Raw genomic sequence first — 16,472 nt, 5'->3', positions numbered from 1 at the left:
GAACCGCCCGATCCGCGCGATCCAGTCGATCCGAGAGACCGAGCTGACCCGATGACCTACGCCATCACCCAGACCTGCTGCAGCGACGCCACCTGTGTCGCCGTGTGTCCCGTCAACTGCATCCATCCGACGCCCGACGAGCCGGACTTCGGCCGTACCGAGATGCTCTACGTCGACCCGGCGACCTGCATCGACTGCGGCGCCTGCGCCGATGCCTGCCCGGTGGACGCGATCTTCCCGGTGGACAGCCTCTTCGGGGCGCGGAAGGAGTACGCCGCCGTCAACGCCGCGTACTACGCGGACCGGGCGCCGCAGCGGGCCGCCGCGCCGAACTTCCACGCCTGGGGCGAGCCCTCGTTCCCCCGCAGCCTGCCGTCGGACTTCGCGCCGATCCGGGTCGCCGTGGTCGGGACCGGCCCGGCGGGCATGTACGCGGCCGAGGACCTGCTGCTGAACACCGCCGCCGAGGTGACCCTGATCGACCGGCTGCCGGTGGCGGGCGGCCTGGTGCGGTACGGGGTGGCGCCGGACCATCCGGCGACCAAGGGCGTGGGCGAGACCTTCGCCCGGTTCCACTCCCACCCCCGGGTCCGCATGCACCTGGGGGTCGAGGTCGGCAAGGACGTCACCGTCGAGGAGATCGCCGCCCACCACGACGCGGTGATCTACGCGGTCGGCGCCTCCACCGACCGCCGGCTCGGCATACCGGGCGAGGACCTGCCCGGCTCCCTCGCGGCGACCTCCTTCGTGGCCTGGTACAACGCACACCCCGAGGCCGCCCCGGCGGGCGAAGGGCTGGACGCGGAGCGCGTGGTCGTCACGGGCAACGGCAATGTCGCCCTGGACGTGGCCCGGATCCTCGTCGCGGACCCGGCGGCCCTGGCCGGTACGGACATCTCCGACCGCGCGCTCGCCGCGCTGCGCGACTCACGGGTGCGCGAGGTCGTCCTGCTCGGCCGGCGCGGGCCCGAGGACATCGCCGCCACCGTCTCCGAACTCCTCGCGCTCACGCACCTCCCGGACGTCCCCCTGGTCGTCGACACCCACGATCCCCGGACCGCCGAGGCCATCGACGCGGCGGCCCCCGGCGACAAGGCGGCCCTGCTGCGGCGGCTCCCCCGCGAGACGGTCGACTGGTCGCAGCCCCCGCCCGAGGGGCGCCGGATCGTGCTCCGCTTCCACTCCGCACCCGTGGAGGTGGTGGGCCGGGACTCCGCGGACGGGGACTCGGCGAGCCGCGTGGGCGGGGTGCGGGTGTCCGGTGCGGACGGGGAGTCGGTCGTCCCGGCAGGGCTGTTCCTGCGGGCCATCGGCTACCGGGGCGTCCCGGTCCCCGGACTCCCCTTCGACGAGGCGACCGGCACCGTGCCCCACGAGGGCGGCCGGGTCGCGGGGCGCTCCGGCACCTATGTCGTCGGCTGGATCAAGCGCGGCCCGTCCGGTGGCATCGGGGCCAACCGGACCTGCGCCGCCGAGACCGTCGGCACGCTGCTGGAGGACGCCGTCGCGGGCGCGCTGCCCTCCCCCGCCCACCCGGCCAGGGCGTTCGGGAAGCTCGCGCGCCGCCGGGGCCGCCAGGTCGTCGACGCCCGGGGGCTGGCCGCCATCGACCGCGCCGAACAGGCCAGGGGCCGCGCGCTGGGCCGGCCCCGGGTCAAGTTCGACACGGTCCCGGCGCTCGTCGCCGCCGCGCGCGGGGGCCTGCGGCGGTCTCCGCGCTGACCGGTCGCCCGGTCCGGCCCCTCGCGCGGCGTCCGGACCGGGCGGCACCGGCGGGGAAGGGGCCCGCACCCGCCGGGCCACCCCCGCCCCGTCACTCGTCGAAGGTCTCCAGCGGCTCGGACTGCGCCCTGGCCCGCTTGCCGACGACGGCGGCCGCTGCGGCGGCGCTGCCGAGGAAGGCCAGGGCGACCGTCCAGGGCTGGTTGAAGGCGTGCCGGGTGGCGTGGTCCACGGAGTAGCGGCCGGGGCCGATCAGCCCGATGGCGGCCGCCGTGAAGCCGAGGAACGCCGGGTACTCGTAGCCGCCGCCCTGGGCGAAGAAGCCCGCCGGGGCGTGGACGGCCACCGCGCCCGCCATGGCGCCCGCTGCGGCGGCCCCGGCGGCCGGGGTGGCCAGGCCGAGCGCCAGCAGGGCGCCACCGCCCGCCTCGCCGAGACCCGCCGCGACCGCGCTGTGCTTCGGCGGGTGGAAGCCCATGGCCTCCATCGCCGCGGTGGTCCCCTCGATGCCTCCGCCGCCGAACCAGCCGGCGAGTTTCTGGGTGCCGTGCGCGGCCAGTACCGCGCCGGTGCCGACCCGCAGGACCAGCAGGCCGAGGTCATGACGGTTGACGCTGCCCATGAGGACTCCGGAAGGGTTCGGGGGCCGGCCGGAAGCGGGCCCGGAGCCGTACCTCCCCCACTCTCCGCGCCGGGCCACGCCGACGGGCTGCGGTACTGCTCCGTTCGAGCGCACTCCGCTGGGGCCGTGACCCGTGACACAGTGCGACATTCGCCATTGTGCAACTTGTTGCACAATGGCGGGCGGCTCCTCTAGAACTGGTGCGACGACACTGCGCGAGGAGACGCCGCATGAGCCCGTACCCCCATCTGCTGAGCCCGCTCGACCTCGGGTTCACCACCCTTCCCAACCGGGTGATCATGGGATCGATGCACGTCGGCCTGGAGGAGGCCGAGAACGGCTTCGCGCGCATGGCCGCGTTCTACGCCGAACGCGCCCGGGGCGGGGTCGGCCTCATGGTCACCGGCGGCATCGCGCCGAACGAGCGGGGCTGTTCGATGCCCGGCGGCGCCAGGATGACCACCGAGGCGGAGGCCGCCCGGCACGCCGAGGTCACCTCGGCCGTGCACGCGGCCGGCGGCCGGATCGCGATGCAGATCCTGCACTTCGGGCGGTACGCGCACCACCCCGCGCTGGTGGCACCGAGTGCGATCCAGGCCCCGATCAGCGCGTTCACCCCGCACGCGCTCGACGACGCCGAGGTCGAGGAGACCATCGAGGACTTCGTCACCGCGGCGGCACTGGCCCGGAGCGCCGGCTACGACGGGGTCGAGATCATGGGCTCCGAGGGCTATCTGATCAACGAGTTCATCGCCTCCGCGACCAATCACCGCGAGGACCGGTGGGGCGGTTCGTACGAGAACCGCATCCGCTTCCCCGTCGAGATCGTGCGCCGGGTCCGGGAGCGGGTCGGCAGCGACTTCATCCTGATCTACCGGCTCTCCATGCTGGACCTCGTGCCCGGCGGCTCCTCGCTGGAGGAGGTCGTGCACCTGGCCCGGGAGATCGAGGCGGCCGGGGCGACGATCATCAACACCGGGATCGGCTGGCACGAGGCGCGGATCCCCACCATCGCGACCTCGGTGCCGCGCGGCGCGTTCACCTGGGTGACCGAGAAGGTGCGCGGCGCCGTCTCCGTACCGCTGGTGACCAGCAACCGCATCAACACCCCCGAGGTCGCCGAGGAGATCCTGGCGTCGGGGCGCGCGGACATGGTGTCGATGGCCCGGCCCTTCCTCGCCGACCCGGACTTCGTGGCCAAGGCCCGAGCGGGACGCGCGGACGCGATCAACACCTGCATCGGGTGCAACCAGGCCTGCCTGGACCACGTCTTCAGCGGCCGGATCACCTCCTGCCTGGTCAACCCGCGGGCCTGCCACGAGACCGAGCTGACCCTCTCGCCGACCCGGACGCGCAAGCGCGTCGCCGTCGTCGGGGCCGGTCCCGCCGGGCTGGCCTGCGCGGTCACGGCCGCCGAACGCGGCCACGCGGTGACTCTCTTCGACGCCGCCGACGAGATCGGCGGCCAGCTCGACGTGGCCCGCCGGGTGCCGGGCAAGGAGGAGTTCGACGAGACGCTGCGCTACTTCCGCACCCGGCTGGCCGAGGAGAACGTCGAACTGCGCCTGGGCAGCCGGGTGGAGGCCGACGGTCTCGACGGCTTCGACGAGATCGTCCTGGCGACCGGCGTCACCCCCCGCACTCCGGACATCCCGGGCGTCGACCACCCGAGCGTCGTCGGCTACCTGGACGTGCTGCGCCACGGCGCACCGGTCGGCGACCGGGTGGCCCTCATCGGCGCGGGCGGCATCGGCTTCGACGTGGCCGAGTTCCTGACCGACGGCGGCGAAGCTGCGAGCCGGGACCCGGAGACGTTCTTCCGGCAGTGGGGCGTCGACACGGCGTACGTCGAGCGCGGCGGGCTCGGCACGGCCGAGCGCGCGAAGTCCCCGCGCACCGTCCACCTCCTCCAGCGCCGCACCGGCAAGGTCGGCGCGGGCCTCGGGAAGACGACGGGCTGGATCCACCGCACCGAACTGCGGCACCGCGGCGTCCGCACGGTCGCCGGGGTCGGCTACGAGCGCATCGACGACGAGGGGCTGCACCTGACGGTCGACGGCGAGCCGCAGCTGCTGCCCGTCGACACGATCGTCCTCTGCGCCGGACAGGAACCGCGCCGCGACCTGTACGAGGAGCTGCGCGCCGCCGGGCGGTCCGCGCACCTCATCGGGGGCGCGGACGCCGCGGCCGAACTGGACGCGAAGCGGGCGATCCGCCAGGGCACCGAACTCGCCGCCGCGCTCTGACCCCCGGCCGGGCCCGCGACGCCCGCCGGCCGGTCCGCCGGGCGGACCGGCCGCCCGCCGTCCCTAGGATGCCTCCCATGTCACTCCCGCACGCGATCCTCACCGCCCTGCTCGAAAAGCCCTCGTCGGGGCTGGAGCTGACCCGCAGGTTCGACCGCTCGATCGGCTACTTCTGGTCGGCGACGCATCAGCAGATCTACCGCGAGCTGGGGAAGCTGGAGCACGCCGGGCAGATTCGCGCCCTCGCCCCCGCGCAGCCGGCCCGGGGGCAGAAGAAGGAGTACGAGGTGCTGCCGGAGGGCCGCGCGGCGCTGTCCGCCTGGGTGGACCTGCCGGAGGACCCCAAGCAGATCCGCGATCCGCTGCTGCTGCGGATGCGGGCGGCGGCGGTCGTCGGGGCGGAGGGCCTGGACGCGGAGCTGCGCCGGCACCTCGCGCTGCACCGGCGGCGGCTCGCGGAGTACGAGGCCATCGAGGAGCGGGACTTCCCGCCCGGCCGGGACGCTCCCGAGGACCGGCTGCGCCATCTGGTCCTGCGCGGCGGCATCGATCTGGAGAACTTCTGGATCGGCTGGCTGGCCCGCGCCCTGGAAGCGGACGCGGGCACAGCCGCCGCGCAGCTCACTTGACCACGCGGGTCACCAGGGAACCGGCCCCGCGTCCTCGAAGAACCGGCCGGTCGGGCCGTCGTCGGGCAGGGTCGCGAGGTGGAGGGCGATCGCCGCTCCCTGGGCGGGGGTGCGGGTCCCGCGGAAGCCGTTGAGATCGGTCGCGACGAAGCCGGGGCAGCCGGCGTTGACGAGGATGTTCGTGCCCGTCAGCTCGCGGGCGTACTGGACGGTGAGGGCGTTCAGGAACGTCTTCGACGGGGTGTACGCGGCGGAGATCGGCCCCGTCGTGTCCTCGGCGCCGTCCTCGGACTGCCGGGTGAGGGAGCCGACCCCGCTGGACATGTTCACGATCCTCGGCGCGACGGAGCGGCGCAGCAGCGGCAGCACGGCGTTGGTGACGCGGACGACGCCGATCACATTGGTCTCGACGACGGTCCGGATCGTGGCGGGGTCGACCCGGCTGGGTTCCTGCGGCATCGTGCCGGTGATGGCCGCGTTGTTGACGAGGACGTCGAGGCGTCCGGCCCGGTCCTCGATCAGCCGTGCGGCGGCGGTGGCGCTCGCGTCGTCGGTGACGTCCAGCGGGACGCCGAACGCGTCGACTCCGGCCGCCCGCAGCTTCTCCACCGCGGTGTTCCGGCGCTCCTCGTCGCGGGCGCCGACGCCGACGCTCCAGCCGAGGGCGCCCAGGCCCGCGGCGATCTCGTAACCGATGCCCTTGTTCGCGCCGGTGACCAGCGCAATCGTTCGTTCGCTCATGGGGACCATGCTGCTTCCGGGGCCCTGTGACGGTCCAAGACCGATGAAGCCGGGAACGATACCGTCAGGGTATTGATCCGGGGTACGGTGGCGCCGTGGAGACCCGGGAACTTCGTTACTTCGTCGCCGTCGCCGAGGAGTTGCACTTCGGGCGCGCGGCGCAGCGGCTCGGGATCGCTCAGCCGCCCCTGTCCCGGGCGGTCCAGCAGCTCGAACGGCGGCTGGGCACCGTGCTGCTGGAGCGGACCAACCGCTCGGTGTCGCTGACCGAGGCCGGGCGGGTGCTGCTGGTGGAGGGCCGGGCGGCCCTCGACCAGGTCGAGGCCGCCGAGCGCCGGACCCGCCGCGCCGCCCCCTCCGCGACCGGCGGCCCGAGCGTGGTGCTGGTGGCCAAGGCGAGTGCGTCCAAGGACCTGCTGGCGAAGCTGCTCGACGCCTACGCCGCCGAGCCCGGCGCGGTCCCGGTGGACGTCGTGCTGTGCGGCCCGGCCGAGCAGGAGCGGTATCTGCGCGAGGGCCGGGCCGACGTGGCCCTGCTGCACCTGCCGTTCGACTCCACGACCGGGTTCGACACGGAGGAGCTCGGCTCGGAGGGCCAGGTGGTGGTCCTGCCCTCCGGCCATCCGCTCACCGCCCGGCCCCATGTGATGCTGGCGGACACCGTCTCGGTGCCGGACCTGCCCCGGCCGCGCTGGCCGCGCCCCGACGGCTCCTACCGGCCCGGACCGGGTCCGGAGGTCCGTGACCACACACAGCTGTTGCAGCTCATCGGCCTCGGCCGGACGTGTGCGGTGCTGCCGGAGTCGTGCCGGACCCATCTGCCCGGTGATCTGGCGACCGTGCCGGTCCTGGACGCGCCGACGGTCACCACGGTGATCGCCTGGCCGCCGCACAGCCGCTCGCGGGCCGTCGCCGATCTCGTCCGGACGGCGACCGGTCTCTGACCGGCGGTCGCGGGCCGGCCGGCGCGGTACCGCCCATCGTGTGGCTCGCTGGCGTGGCCTGCTTGACCCGTCGCGCCGCCGCCTGGACAGTCGGGGTGCGGCGCCGGGCCGGTGCCGTGTCCCCCTCCCGCCCGGTCCCCGGTCCCCGGGTGGCGGACGGCTCTGACGCTCGGGAGCGACTGGATCCATGGTCCTCGACCTGGCGGTGATCGGCGCGGCCATCACCTTGGGGCCCCTGCACAACAGCGCGTTCATCCTGCTGCTGGCCGCCCGGCGCGGCGTACGGCTGGGGCTCGCGTTCCTGCTCTCGTGGCTGGCCAACCTGGTCGCCGTGATCGCCGTCGTGGTGCTGCTGACCGGTGGTCATCCCCCGGCCCGCCACACCGCGCCCTCGACCGCCGCGCTGGCCGCGAAACTCGCCATCGGTCTGGGCCTGGTGCTGTACGGGGCACGGCGCCGGCGCCGGCCGCACCCGCCCCACGGCACCCCGCGCTGGGCCGCCCGGATCGACCACGCCTCCTGGGGCGCGGCGGCCGGGCTGGCGTGGCTGGTGCAGCCGTGGGGGCTGGTCGGAGCCGGTGCGGCGACGGCGCTGGACGCGGATCTGTCCGGCGCCGAGGACTGGCTCGCGCTGACCGGCTTCTGTGTGCTGGCCACGCTGAGCCTCATCGTCATGGAGATGTACGCGGTGTGGGCCCCGGTCGCGGCGGGGGCCCGGCTGGACGCCCTGCGGGACTGGCTGGGCCGGCACCAGGAGCAGTTGATCGTCACGCTCTCCCTGGTCGTCGGCCTGTGGCTGATGGGCGCGAGCATCTACGCCCTGGCCACCTGAGGCCCGCGTCGGACCGCTTCAGCCGGTGCGCCGCAGTGTGGGCGGGGTCCAGTCGCCGGTGAGGGCGGGCCGCCGGGGCCAGTACAGACGCAGGAACACGTTGAAGCTGCCGGTGGGGGCCGGGAGCCAGTTGCTCTCGTGGTCGGGGCCGGGGTTCTCGTGCTGGACGAGGATGTCCAGGGATCCGTCGGGGCTGGTCCGCATGCCGCTGCGGTCGCCGATCGCGTAGCGGTCCAGCGGGTTGGCGGCGAAGAACTGGTGCTCGTTCATCATCGTCAGCGACCAGAAGCCGTCGACGGGCGGGGTGTCACCGGGCCCGAAGTGGAGCACATAGGTGTGCGCGCCGCTCAGTGGGCGGCCCTCGGAGTCGGTGGTGGCGTGCGGGTACAGGGCGTCGGCGTCGAGGTTGGCCCCGTAGCCGAAGCGGGTGATGAGGGCGCGCTTGGTGTAGTCGGTTCCGTAGTCCCCCAGGCCCCGGTGCACGGTCCAGCCGCCGGTGTTCGCGGACTCCGCGCGGGCCAGCAGGGTGCGCAGGGTCTCGGGGCCCTGCCGTGCCCCGGCGTCCAGGGCGGCGCGTTGTGCGGGGGCCAGAGCGTCCGGGTCGGCGCCCGGGGCGATGCCGAGGGCGGCGAACCGCTCCAGGGCCGGGGCGTCGGCGGGGCCGGGCGGGTTGTCCGCCATCATCCGGTTGAGGAGGGTGACGTACGCGTGGCCGCTGAGCGCGTGGACCTGGTCGACGGGCGGTGTCGTGGTGTCGACGCCCTCGGCGACGGGGGCGTCGGTGGGCGGGGTGTAGGCGTCCGGGTCGCCGGTCCACTCCGAGAGCGGGATGAGCCGGGTGGCGTCCTGGAGCCGGTTGACGGCCGGGAAGTCCGCGGGGCCGCTGGTCGCGTAGCGGGCGATGATCCAGTTCACGGCGGTGGGCGAGGTCAGCAGGGTGAGGCCCTGCGGTGTCGCTCCCGACCAGGTGGGACCGGCGATCAGGAACGGACCGGCCGAGGAGCCGTGCGTACGGCGGCCGACGACGGCGCAGACGTTGGACCAGGCGTCCAGCACGGGGACCATCCAGAAGCGGTCGCCGAAGTCGGGCAGGGTCAGCACCAGGGGCTGTTCGGACAGGTCGAGCCAGGCGCTGGAGTACAGGGTGTCCGCGTTCGGCGAGACGACCTCGGTGAAGTCGGCGTCCGGGGTGGTGCGCATGTACGTGAACTGGTTGACGGGCGCTTTGCGGCGCGCGTCGTCGCGGGCCGGGACCGCCGTCATGGTGCGCTTCGTCACCGCCGCCGTGACCAGCGGATATCCGTACAGCCAGGCCTCGGCGGCCAGCTTCTCCAGCGATGCGTCCGTCATGGGTCTCTCCCGGGTGCCGCGGTGTGTCTCGTCCCGGCCCGACGCTACGAGCGTGCCCCGGTGACCGCGCGATGGATCCGCCGGACGGGTGAGGCGCCCGGTGGTCCGTGCGCCGCGGTCACGGGCGGCCGGCCCGGATCCTTCGTGCCTGGCCGTGGTGCGGGCGCAGGGCACGCGGGCGGGCGATGACGACGCGGGAGGGGGTGGGAGCGGGCGGGCCCTCGACGGCCGGCGCGGGGGCGGCCGGCGCGGTCCGCGCCTGGGCGCGGCTGAGCAGGATCACCCCGCGTACGGCCGCGGCGGCGCCGAGGAGCGCGGGGACCAGCCCGAGCGTGCCGCCCTGGAGCCGCTCCCCCAGCAGCGCCAGCCCGATGGCCGCGGCGGCGACCGGGTTGGCGAGGGTGACGACGGCGAGGGGTGCGCCGAGGCCGCCCCGGTAGGCGGTCTGGGACAGGAGCAGTCCGCCCGTCGCGAAGGCCGGGACGAGGACCGCGACGACGACCAGGCGCCAGGTGAACAGCGGGCCGGTGGTGTGGTCGGTGACGGCGACCGTGAGGGTCTGGGTGAGGGCCGAGGCGACGCCCGAGGTGATCCCGGACGCTGCCGCGTGCCGCAGCCCCGGGCGGGTGCCGGGGCGGCTGAGTCCGGCGACGAGCGCCACGGTGGCGGCGCCGACGGCCAGCGCCTCGACGAGGGTGAGCGTCTCGTGCGGCGCGGTGCCGCCCGCGGCGGCGAGGAGGGCGCCGAGACCCAGCAGGGTCAGCAGGGTGCCGTGCCATTCGGTGCCCGAGACCCGGCGGCCCGCGGCGCGGGCCCCGAGCGGGACGGCGGCCACCAGGGTCAGCGCGCCCAGGGGCTGGACCAGGGTCAGGGAGCCGTACTTGAGCGCGGCGACGTGCAGCAGCGCGCCGCCGGCGTTCAGGCCGACGGCCGCCCACCAGGTCCCGCGCCCGAGGAGCCCCAGGATTCCGGAGCCGGGCGGGGTGCGTCCGGCGAGCCGGGCCTGTGCCACCGCGGCCGAGGCGTAGGCGACGGCGGAGACGAGCGAGAGCGCGACGGCGGCCGCGGTGGCGTTCACCGGCGTGTTCCGGCGGACGCGTATCCCGTGGACGTACGGGGGGCGGACGGGCCGGGGACGCGTGCGGCGGTGCCGTACGGGGTGGCGGGGGCGGGGGCGCCGTTCGCGGACGGCCACGGCAGCGGTGCCCGGACCGGTCCGGTGCGCGGCAGCCGCAGCGCCGCGAAGGCGACGGAGAGCAGCGCGGCGACCACGAGGGAGTCCATCCAGTAGTGGTTGGCGGTGCCGACGATGACCAGGAGGGTGATCGCCGGGTGCAGCAGCCAGAGCCAGCGCCACCGTGAGCGCGTGGCGACGACGAGGCCGACGCCGACCATGACGGCCCAGCCGAAGTGCAGGGAGGGCATCGCGGCGAACTGGTTGGCCATGGAGTCGGTCGAGGGGGTGGCTCCGTACACCGTCGGTCCGTAGACCTGGCCGGTGTCGACCAGGCCGGTGGCGGCGAGGAGGCGCGGCGGGGCCAGCGGGAAGACCAGGTGGAGGGCGAGCGCGGCGCCGGTCAGGACGGCGAGGATGCGGCGCGACCAGAGGTAGTGGAGCGGGCGCCGCCAGTAGAGCCAGGCGAGGAAGAGCAGGGTCGCCGGGAAGTGCACGGTGGCGTAGTAGGTGTTGGCGGCGTGGATCAGCGTCTCGTTGTGGAGGAGCAGGGCCTGGACCATGCCCTCGTCGGGCAGGTGCACCGCCCGTTCCAGGTCCCAGACGCGCCCGGCGTTGTGGAAGGCCTCGTCGACGTGGCCGTTGGCCGCCTGGCGGCCGAACTTGTAGACGACGAAGAGTCCTACGACGAGAAGAAGCTCGCGGACGAGGGGCGGTCGGGCTGTGGTGTCCGGCTCTCGATCGGCGGGCCTGCTACCGGCGAACATCACCCGGTGCCCCTTTGCTGACGAACGGTGGATCGAACGGCGCGGGGAGGTCCCGCACCTTATCGATACGCCAGTGTACCGATACGCGACCGTATCGGAACACGCGCGTATCGGTACACTGGCGTATCGAAGGCCTCGCCGCAGAGAGGGAACGTGCATGTCGTCGCAGAAAACGGAGCCGGACCAGGCCACCGCGTCGCGCCGCTCGAAGATCACGCCGGAACGGGCCCAGGAGCTCTACACCGCCGTGCTCGACATGCTGCGGGAGAACGGCTACGAGTCGCTGACCATGGAGGGCGTGGCCGCCCGGTCGCGCTGCGGCAAGTCGACGCTCTACCGCCAGTGGGGCTCGAAGCCCGAGCTGGTGGTCGCGGCGCTGAACGGGACACGGCGCGGACTGCTCCGCCGGATCGACACGGGCACACTGGCGGGCGATCTGCGCGAGGCGGCCCGCGCCATCGGGCAGGGCTCCGGGCGGGACACCCCGCTGATGCTGGCACTGAGCCATGCCGCGCTGCAGAGCCCCGAGCTGCTGTGCGCCATGCGGTCCTCGCTGATCCTGCCGGAGCTGGCGGCGATCGACGCGATGGTCGCGCGGGGCGTGGAGCGCGGCGAGGTCGCGGCGGACAATCCGGCCGTGGAGTTCGTCTCCGCGCAACTGCTGGGCGTCATGCGCGCCCGCCCGCTGCTGGACTGCGCGTACGCGGACGAGACCTTCCTCGTCCGCTTCGTGGAGGGGTCCGTGTTCCCCGCACTCGGCCTGGACGCGGAAGCGACCGGGTCCTGAAAGACGTGGGCCGTCGTCCGAGCGGATGACGACGGTCCGCACGCGCCGCACCGTGGGGACGGGGGCGGCGCACCACCCCCGGCCGGCCGGTGGCTTCGCAGGAAGTCACCGGCCGGCCGGGCGTTCCCCCGGCTCCGCACCCCCTCCTTTTCGTCCTCTTGACGATATGCGGCGCTCTTTATTATCGTCGTCATGACGAGAAAGAGGGGGTCCCATCGTGGCCGACATCACCCGGCGGTTCGGCTGGCGCCATCTGCGTTCCGCGCCCACCGCCCACATCCGCCACCACAAGCGCGGCCGGCTCGTCCACGACGGGGCCGGGCTCAGCTTCTGGTACCGCTCGCTGAGCGCCGCGCTCTCCGAGGTGCCCGTCGACGACCGCGAACTGGCCATGGCCTTCCACGCCCGCACCGCCGACTTCCAGGACGTCACGGTGCAGGCCACCGTCACGTACCGGATCAGCGACCCGGCCGAGGCGGCCGCCCGACTGGACTTCTCCGTCGACCCGGACACCGGGGCCTGGCGCGGGACCCCGCTGGAGCAGATCGCCACCCTGCTCACCGAGACCGCCCAGCAGCACACCCTCGACGTCCTGGCCCGCACCCCGCTCGCCGCCGCCCTGGTCGACGGGGTCGCCGCGGTGCGCGAACGGGTCGCGGCCGGACTCTCCGCCGAGCCCCGGCTGCCCGCCACCGGCATCGACGTGGTCGCGGTGCGCGTCGTCGCCATCCGCCCCGAGGCCGAGGTGGAGCGGGCGCTGCGCACCCCCGCCCGCGAGCAGATCCAGCAGGAGGCCGACCGGGCGACGTACGAACGCCGGGCCGTGGCCGTCGAGCGCGAGCGGACCATCGCGGAGAACGAACTGGCCAGCCAGATCGAGCTGGCCCGCCGCGAGGAACAGCTCGTCGAGCAGCGCGGCACCAACGCCCGGCGCGAGGCCGAGGAGCGCGCGGCGGCCGACGGGGTGCGCACCGAGGCGGAGGCCGCCCGCACGGTGCGGCTGGCCCGCGCGGAGGCGGAGGCGGCCCGGGAGGCCGGTGCGGCCCGCGCCGAGGCGCAGGCGGCCTGGCTGCGGGCGCACGGCGAGGTGGACGCGGCGACGCTGCACGCGCTGGCCGCGACCCGGCTCGCCGAGAACCTGCCGAAGATCGACAGCCTCACCCTGTCGCCCGACGTGCTGACCGGGCTGCTGAGCCGGCTCGGCCGCCCCGCCCCGGAGGCCGGGGCGTGAGCCTGGCACCCCGGGCGGTCCTGGTCCACCGCACCACCGAGTACGAGGAGCTGCTGGCCCGGCACGGCACGCACGGCCAGGCGGCGTTCTTCCTCTCCAGCCGGGGCCGCTCCCTCGACGAGGTGGCCGCCCGCCACGAGCGGACCGGGCGGGCGCTGGCCGAGGTGGCGGCGGCCGTTCCGCTCACCTGGCGGCAGTCCCGGGTGGAGCGCGCCGATCTGGACCGGTTCCTCTTCGCACCCGAGGACGTGGTCGTCGTCGTGGGGCAGGACGGGCTGGTCGCCAACGCGGCCAAGTACCTCTCCGGCCAGCCGGTCGTGGGCATCGACACCGATCCGGGCCGCAACCCCGGCGTGCTCGTCCGGCACCGGCCCGCCGACGCGGCGGCCCTGCTGCGGGCGTCGGTCGCGGCGGGCGGTGCGGCGGACGAGCTGACCATGGTCGAGGCCGTGGCCGACGACACCCAGCGGCTCCTCGCGCTGAACGAGATCTACCTGGGCCCGGCCGGGCACCAGACGGCCCGCTACCGGCTCGCCGGTGACCGGGCGGACGCCCCGGCCGAGTCGCAGGCCTCCTCGGGCGTGCTCGTCGGCACCGGAACCGGCGCCACCGGCTGGCTGCGTTCGCTGTGGCAGGAACGCCGCAGCGCGCTGCCCCTGCCCGGCCCCACCGATCCCCGGCTCCTCTGGTTCGTCCGGGAGGCCTGGCCCTCGCCCGCCACCGGCACCTCACTGGTCGCGGGCGAGCTGGGCCGGGGCCAGGGGCTGCGGCTGACCGTCGAATCGGACCGGGTGGTGGTCTTCGGCGACGGGATGGAGTCGGACGCGCTGGAACTGACCTGGGGGCAGAGCGTGCGCGTGGGGATCTCCGCCACCTCGCTGCGGCTGACGGTATGAGGAGGCGGACGGGGCCCCGCCTTCCGTAGGCTCGCTCCCGACCCGAGCGACCGAGGAGCGGCATGGACGACGACACGACCACCGGGATCCCCGCCCGCAACGCCCGCCCGCCGCAGGCCCAGGCCGCGCTGGGGGTCGGGGTGCTCGTCCGGGACGGACGGGGGCGGATCCTCCTCGGCCGGCACCACAGCGGCACCTGGGAGCTGCCCGGCGGCAAGGTCGACGCGACGCACGAATCGGTCGCGGAGGCCGCCGCACGCGAACTGCGCGAGGAGACGGGGCTCCGTGTGGGCGCGGACGAGGTGCGGGTCCTCGCGATGCTCCACGACGCCGTGCACGGCATCAACCGGGTGACCATGGCCGCCCTCGTCGACATCACCGCCGCCGTCCCTGAGGTCACCGAACCCCATCTGATCACCACCTGGCAGTGGATCCGCCCCGAGGAACTGCCCGCCCCGCTGTTCGACCCCTCCGCACAGATCCTGGCGGCCTGGCGGCCTGATCTCGGCATCGCGCACCCGCCCGTGCACCGGCTCGACATCGCCCCCAAGGCAGACCAGGAAGAGTCCTACAGCGATTAATCATTTGCCTAGGAGTCATAGGCACCGTAGCGTCGGTCCCATGAAGGCCTTGACCGAGCGGGAAATCCGCCATGCGTTCGTCAACTGCTCCAAGGGTGAGGCGGGCCGGCTGCCGATGCCCCGCGATTTCGACGAGCTGCCCTGGGACGACCTCGACTTCCTGGGCTGGCGCGACCTGTCCGCCCCCGGGCGCAGCTACCTCGTCACCGAGCGGGAGGGCCGGCCGGCCGCCATCTCGCTGCGCTTCCCCTCCCACCAGCGCGGCTTCCTGCACCGGAGCATGTGCTCGCTCTGCCTGACCACCCACCCGGGCAGCGGGGTGTCGCTGATGACCGCCCGCAAGGCGGGCCCGGCCGGCCGCGAGGGCAATTCGGTGGGGCTGTACATGTGCACGGACCTCGCCTGCTCGCTCTATGTACGGGGCAAGAAGGCGGTGGACTCCGGTGCCCGCTTCAAGGAGTCACTGACGGTCGAGGAGCAGATCGCACGGACGACGGCCAATCTGGCCGCGTTCATCGCCAAGCTCTACTCCTGACGGCCGGCGCTGCGCCGGGGTGCGCACGGGGTGGCGTACATGGTCAGGCCCTTGGGCGTCGGGGTGAGTTCCAGGCTCACGCCGATCTTGCGGCCCGTTCGCGCCAGGCGCAGTGTGCGCGCGCCGGCCAGGGTCGCCAGGGCGACGGGCAGCATCGCATCGGCCGCGGCCGCGCCGGGGCAGTACCGGGGACCCAGGCCGTAGGCGAGCAGCGCGGCGGGGGACGGTTCCGGCTCGGCGTCGGGGAGCCAGCGCCGCGGGTCGAAGACGTCCGGGTCCGGGTAGCGGTCCCTGTCGCGGCGCAGGGATCCCAGAGGCAGCGTGACCACGGCTCCGGCCGGGATCCGCACCCCGTGGTGGGTGGTCTCGTGGCGGGTGCGGCGGACCAGGAACGGGATGCCGTGGAGGCGGGTGACCTCCTGGAGGAAGGCGGTCGCCAGCGGGAGCTGGTGTGCGTGGAGGCGGCCCGGATCGGGGGCCGCGTCGGCCTCGTCCCGGATCTCCCGCTGGAGATCCGGGTGGCGGCCCAGTTCGTAGCAGGCCCAGGCCAGGGTGGAGGCGCTGGTCTCCATGCCGGCGATCAGCAGGGCGCGGATGTCGCGCCCCACCACATGGGCGTTCCCGGGTGCGGCGGCTTCGAGCAGGGACACCAGGTCCTGGCCGTCCGGGTCGGGCCGGTGGTGGGCGCGCACCTGGCGGACGGCCTCGTCCAGTCCGGCGAGCGCGCGGCGGCTGGAGCGGCGCCGGGGCACGGGCACCCAGGGCCAGGGCGAGAGGGCGTAGCGCCAGAAGGTGCCGGCGGACAGGGTGGAGCGGGCGCCCGCGATCCCGGCCAGGGTGTCGTCGCTCAGCTCGCTGTTGAGGACACAGCTGACGAGGAGGCCGCAGGCGAGCCGGCTCATCTCCACCCGGATGTCGAGCGGCCGGTCCTCGGGCAGGCCGGCGAGCAGTTCCCGGGTGCGGGTCTGGACGCCGGGCCCGAGCGCGGTGACCCGGGACGCGGCGAACGCGGGTCTCATCACGGAGCGCCGCTCCCGGTGGGCGGCGCCTTCGAGTCCGACGATCCCGTCCTCGTTGAACTCGCGCAGGCTCGGGTCCGGGCCCCAGAACCGGAAGGTTTCTTCATCACTGCCGACCTTGCGCAGCAGGACCGGGTCGTTGATCTGGTAGGCGGTCGCCGGGCCGGTTCTGGTCCGGACGACGGGGCCGGCCTGATGGAGCCGGGCCGCGAGGTTGGCCGGGTTCAGCCAGAACCGCAGGGCGCGGGAGTGGGTGAGCACTCCCGCGCCGGGCGGAACGGGCGGTTGTCCGGGGCAGGCTGTCCTGTCCACACGCATCGGCTTCGCCGTCCTGTCCGTGTTCGTCGGCCGCCGGGGCTCCGGCCGCCGGTACGGATGGGCAACGAGCGACCACGG

Annotated in this window: 16 protein-coding genes; 10 read left to right on the top strand and 6 right to left on the bottom strand. The window is 74.4% G+C overall.

Translation table 11 applies throughout. The features are described 5' to 3' along the window. Window positions 1-51: 51 nt before the first annotated feature. Complete coding sequence (locus tag ACZ4FH_RS27560) at window positions 52-1,722, top strand: FAD-dependent oxidoreductase (protein ID WP_467308175.1); 1,671 nt, start codon at window positions 52-54, stop codon at window positions 1,720-1,722. Window positions 1,723-1,813: 91 nt separating this feature from the next. Here ACZ4FH_RS27560 and ACZ4FH_RS27555 read toward each other — a convergent pair whose 3' ends face one another. Then, on the bottom strand, window positions 1,814-2,344 hold the full coding sequence (locus ACZ4FH_RS27555) for a DoxX family protein (RefSeq protein WP_467308174.1): 531 nt from the start codon (window positions 2,342-2,344) through the stop codon (window positions 1,814-1,816). Window positions 2,345-2,574: 230 nt separating this feature from the next. Between ACZ4FH_RS27555 and ACZ4FH_RS27550 the strand changes: the two genes are divergently transcribed. Next, complete coding sequence (locus ACZ4FH_RS27550) at window positions 2,575-4,590, top strand: oxidoreductase (protein ID WP_467308172.1); 2,016 nt, start codon at window positions 2,575-2,577, stop codon at window positions 4,588-4,590. 77 nt (window positions 4,591-4,667) lie between these two features. Next, window positions 4,668-5,219 (top strand): PadR family transcriptional regulator, encoded by a 552-nt coding sequence (locus tag ACZ4FH_RS27545; RefSeq protein WP_467308170.1) that lies wholly within the window; start codon window positions 4,668-4,670, stop codon window positions 5,217-5,219. A 9-nt stretch (window positions 5,220-5,228) separates the two neighbouring features. On the opposite strand, the gene ACZ4FH_RS27540 is transcribed toward ACZ4FH_RS27545, so the two are convergent. After that, window positions 5,229-5,960 (bottom strand): SDR family NAD(P)-dependent oxidoreductase, encoded by a 732-nt coding sequence (locus ACZ4FH_RS27540; RefSeq protein ID WP_467308169.1) that lies wholly within the window; start codon window positions 5,958-5,960, stop codon window positions 5,229-5,231. Between the two features lie 95 nt (window positions 5,961-6,055). Here ACZ4FH_RS27540 and ACZ4FH_RS27535 point away from each other — a divergent pair, with 95 nt between their 5' ends. Together ACZ4FH_RS27535 and ACZ4FH_RS27530 are read left to right on the top strand one after the other, a co-directional pair. After that, complete coding sequence (locus ACZ4FH_RS27535; RefSeq protein ID WP_467308168.1) at window positions 6,056-6,904, top strand: LysR family transcriptional regulator; 849 nt, start codon at window positions 6,056-6,058, stop codon at window positions 6,902-6,904. Between the two features lie 187 nt (window positions 6,905-7,091). After that, window positions 7,092-7,736 (top strand): GAP family protein, encoded by a 645-nt coding sequence (locus ACZ4FH_RS27530; protein WP_467308167.1) that lies wholly within the window; start codon window positions 7,092-7,094, stop codon window positions 7,734-7,736. Window positions 7,737-7,754: 18 nt separating this feature from the next. On the opposite strand, the gene ACZ4FH_RS27525 is transcribed toward ACZ4FH_RS27530, so the two are convergent. The 3 genes from ACZ4FH_RS27525 to ACZ4FH_RS27515 form a co-directional block, all read right to left on the bottom strand. Beyond that, a complete protein-coding gene (locus ACZ4FH_RS27525) occupies window positions 7,755-9,086 on the bottom strand; it encodes a DUF1254 domain-containing protein (protein WP_467308166.1) in 1,332 nt (443 codons plus the stop codon). A gap of 118 nt (window positions 9,087-9,204) precedes the next feature. After that, window positions 9,205-10,164 (bottom strand): DMT family protein, encoded by a 960-nt coding sequence (locus tag ACZ4FH_RS27520; RefSeq protein WP_467308164.1) that lies wholly within the window; start codon window positions 10,162-10,164, stop codon window positions 9,205-9,207. Next, complete coding sequence (locus ACZ4FH_RS27515; protein ID WP_467308163.1) at window positions 10,161-11,027, bottom strand: phosphatase PAP2 family protein; 867 nt, start codon at window positions 11,025-11,027, stop codon at window positions 10,161-10,163. The genes ACZ4FH_RS27520 and ACZ4FH_RS27515 overlap by 4 nt, the downstream gene beginning before the upstream one ends. A 157-nt stretch (window positions 11,028-11,184) precedes the next feature. Here ACZ4FH_RS27515 and ACZ4FH_RS27510 point away from each other — a divergent pair, with 157 nt between their 5' ends. The 5 genes from ACZ4FH_RS27510 (at window position 11,185) to ACZ4FH_RS27490 (ending at window position 15,057) form a co-directional block, all read left to right on the top strand. Beyond that, the gene (locus ACZ4FH_RS27510; RefSeq protein ID WP_467308161.1) at window positions 11,185-11,814 is read left to right on the top strand and encodes a TetR/AcrR family transcriptional regulator; all 630 of its coding nucleotides are present in this window, start codon (window positions 11,185-11,187) and stop codon (window positions 11,812-11,814) included. A gap of 217 nt (window positions 11,815-12,031) precedes the next feature. Continuing rightward, complete coding sequence (locus ACZ4FH_RS27505; protein WP_467308160.1) at window positions 12,032-13,045, top strand: SPFH domain-containing protein; 1,014 nt, start codon at window positions 12,032-12,034, stop codon at window positions 13,043-13,045. Then, window positions 13,042-13,941 carry an NAD(+)/NADH kinase gene (locus ACZ4FH_RS27500; protein ID WP_467308159.1) on the top strand — a complete coding sequence of 300 codons (900 nt, stop codon included), beginning with the start codon at window positions 13,042-13,044 and terminating at the stop codon, window positions 13,939-13,941. The genes ACZ4FH_RS27505 and ACZ4FH_RS27500 overlap by 4 nt, the downstream gene beginning before the upstream one ends. Window positions 13,942-14,003: 62 nt before the next feature. Beyond that, window positions 14,004-14,522 (top strand): nucleotide triphosphate diphosphatase NUDT15, encoded by a 519-nt coding sequence (locus ACZ4FH_RS27495; RefSeq protein ID WP_467308157.1) that lies wholly within the window; start codon window positions 14,004-14,006, stop codon window positions 14,520-14,522. Between the two features lie 40 nt (window positions 14,523-14,562). After that, window positions 14,563-15,057 carry an FBP domain-containing protein gene (locus ACZ4FH_RS27490; RefSeq protein WP_383647822.1) on the top strand — a complete coding sequence of 165 codons (495 nt, stop codon included), beginning with the start codon at window positions 14,563-14,565 and terminating at the stop codon, window positions 15,055-15,057. Here the strand turns inward: ACZ4FH_RS27490 and ACZ4FH_RS27485 are convergent. Then, a complete protein-coding gene (locus ACZ4FH_RS27485) occupies window positions 15,048-16,394 on the bottom strand; it encodes a cytochrome P450 (RefSeq protein WP_467308156.1) in 1,347 nt (448 codons plus the stop codon). The genes ACZ4FH_RS27490 and ACZ4FH_RS27485 overlap by 10 nt on opposite strands. Window positions 16,395-16,472: the final 78 nt, after the last annotated feature.

Source organism: Streptomyces sp. NPDC024555, assembly GCF_055559335.1.
This window is presented reverse-complemented; position numbering and strand designations above follow the sequence as displayed.

Bases quoted from the DNA above. Each gene is read 5' to 3' on its own strand.
- ACZ4FH_RS27560 (WP_467308175.1), top strand. From the start codon at position 52: ATGACCTACGCCATCACCCAGACCTGCTGCAGCGACGCCACCTGTGTC.
- ACZ4FH_RS27555 (WP_467308174.1), bottom strand. From the start codon at position 2,344: ATGGGCAGCGTCAACCGTCATGACCTCGGCCTGCTGGTCCTGCGGGTC.
- ACZ4FH_RS27550 (WP_467308172.1), top strand. From the start codon at position 2,575: ATGAGCCCGTACCCCCATCTGCTGAGCCCGCTCGACCTCGGGTTCACC.
- ACZ4FH_RS27545 (WP_467308170.1), top strand. From the start codon at position 4,668: ATGTCACTCCCGCACGCGATCCTCACCGCCCTGCTCGAAAAGCCCTCG.
- ACZ4FH_RS27540 (WP_467308169.1), bottom strand. From the start codon at position 5,960: ATGAGCGAACGAACGATTGCGCTGGTCACCGGCGCGAACAAGGGCATC.
- ACZ4FH_RS27530 (WP_467308167.1), top strand. From the start codon at position 7,092: ATGGTCCTCGACCTGGCGGTGATCGGCGCGGCCATCACCTTGGGGCCC.
- ACZ4FH_RS27525 (WP_467308166.1), bottom strand. From the start codon at position 9,086: ATGACGGACGCATCGCTGGAGAAGCTGGCCGCCGAGGCCTGGCTGTAC.
- ACZ4FH_RS27515 (WP_467308163.1), bottom strand. From the start codon at position 11,027: ATGTTCGCCGGTAGCAGGCCCGCCGATCGAGAGCCGGACACCACAGCC.
- ACZ4FH_RS27510 (WP_467308161.1), top strand. From the start codon at position 11,185: ATGTCGTCGCAGAAAACGGAGCCGGACCAGGCCACCGCGTCGCGCCGC.
- ACZ4FH_RS27495 (WP_467308157.1), top strand. From the start codon at position 14,004: ATGGACGACGACACGACCACCGGGATCCCCGCCCGCAACGCCCGCCCG.
- ACZ4FH_RS27490 (WP_383647822.1), top strand. From the start codon at position 14,563: ATGAAGGCCTTGACCGAGCGGGAAATCCGCCATGCGTTCGTCAACTGC.
- ACZ4FH_RS27485 (WP_467308156.1), bottom strand. From the start codon at position 16,394: ATGCGTGTGGACAGGACAGCCTGCCCCGGACAACCGCCCGTTCCGCCC.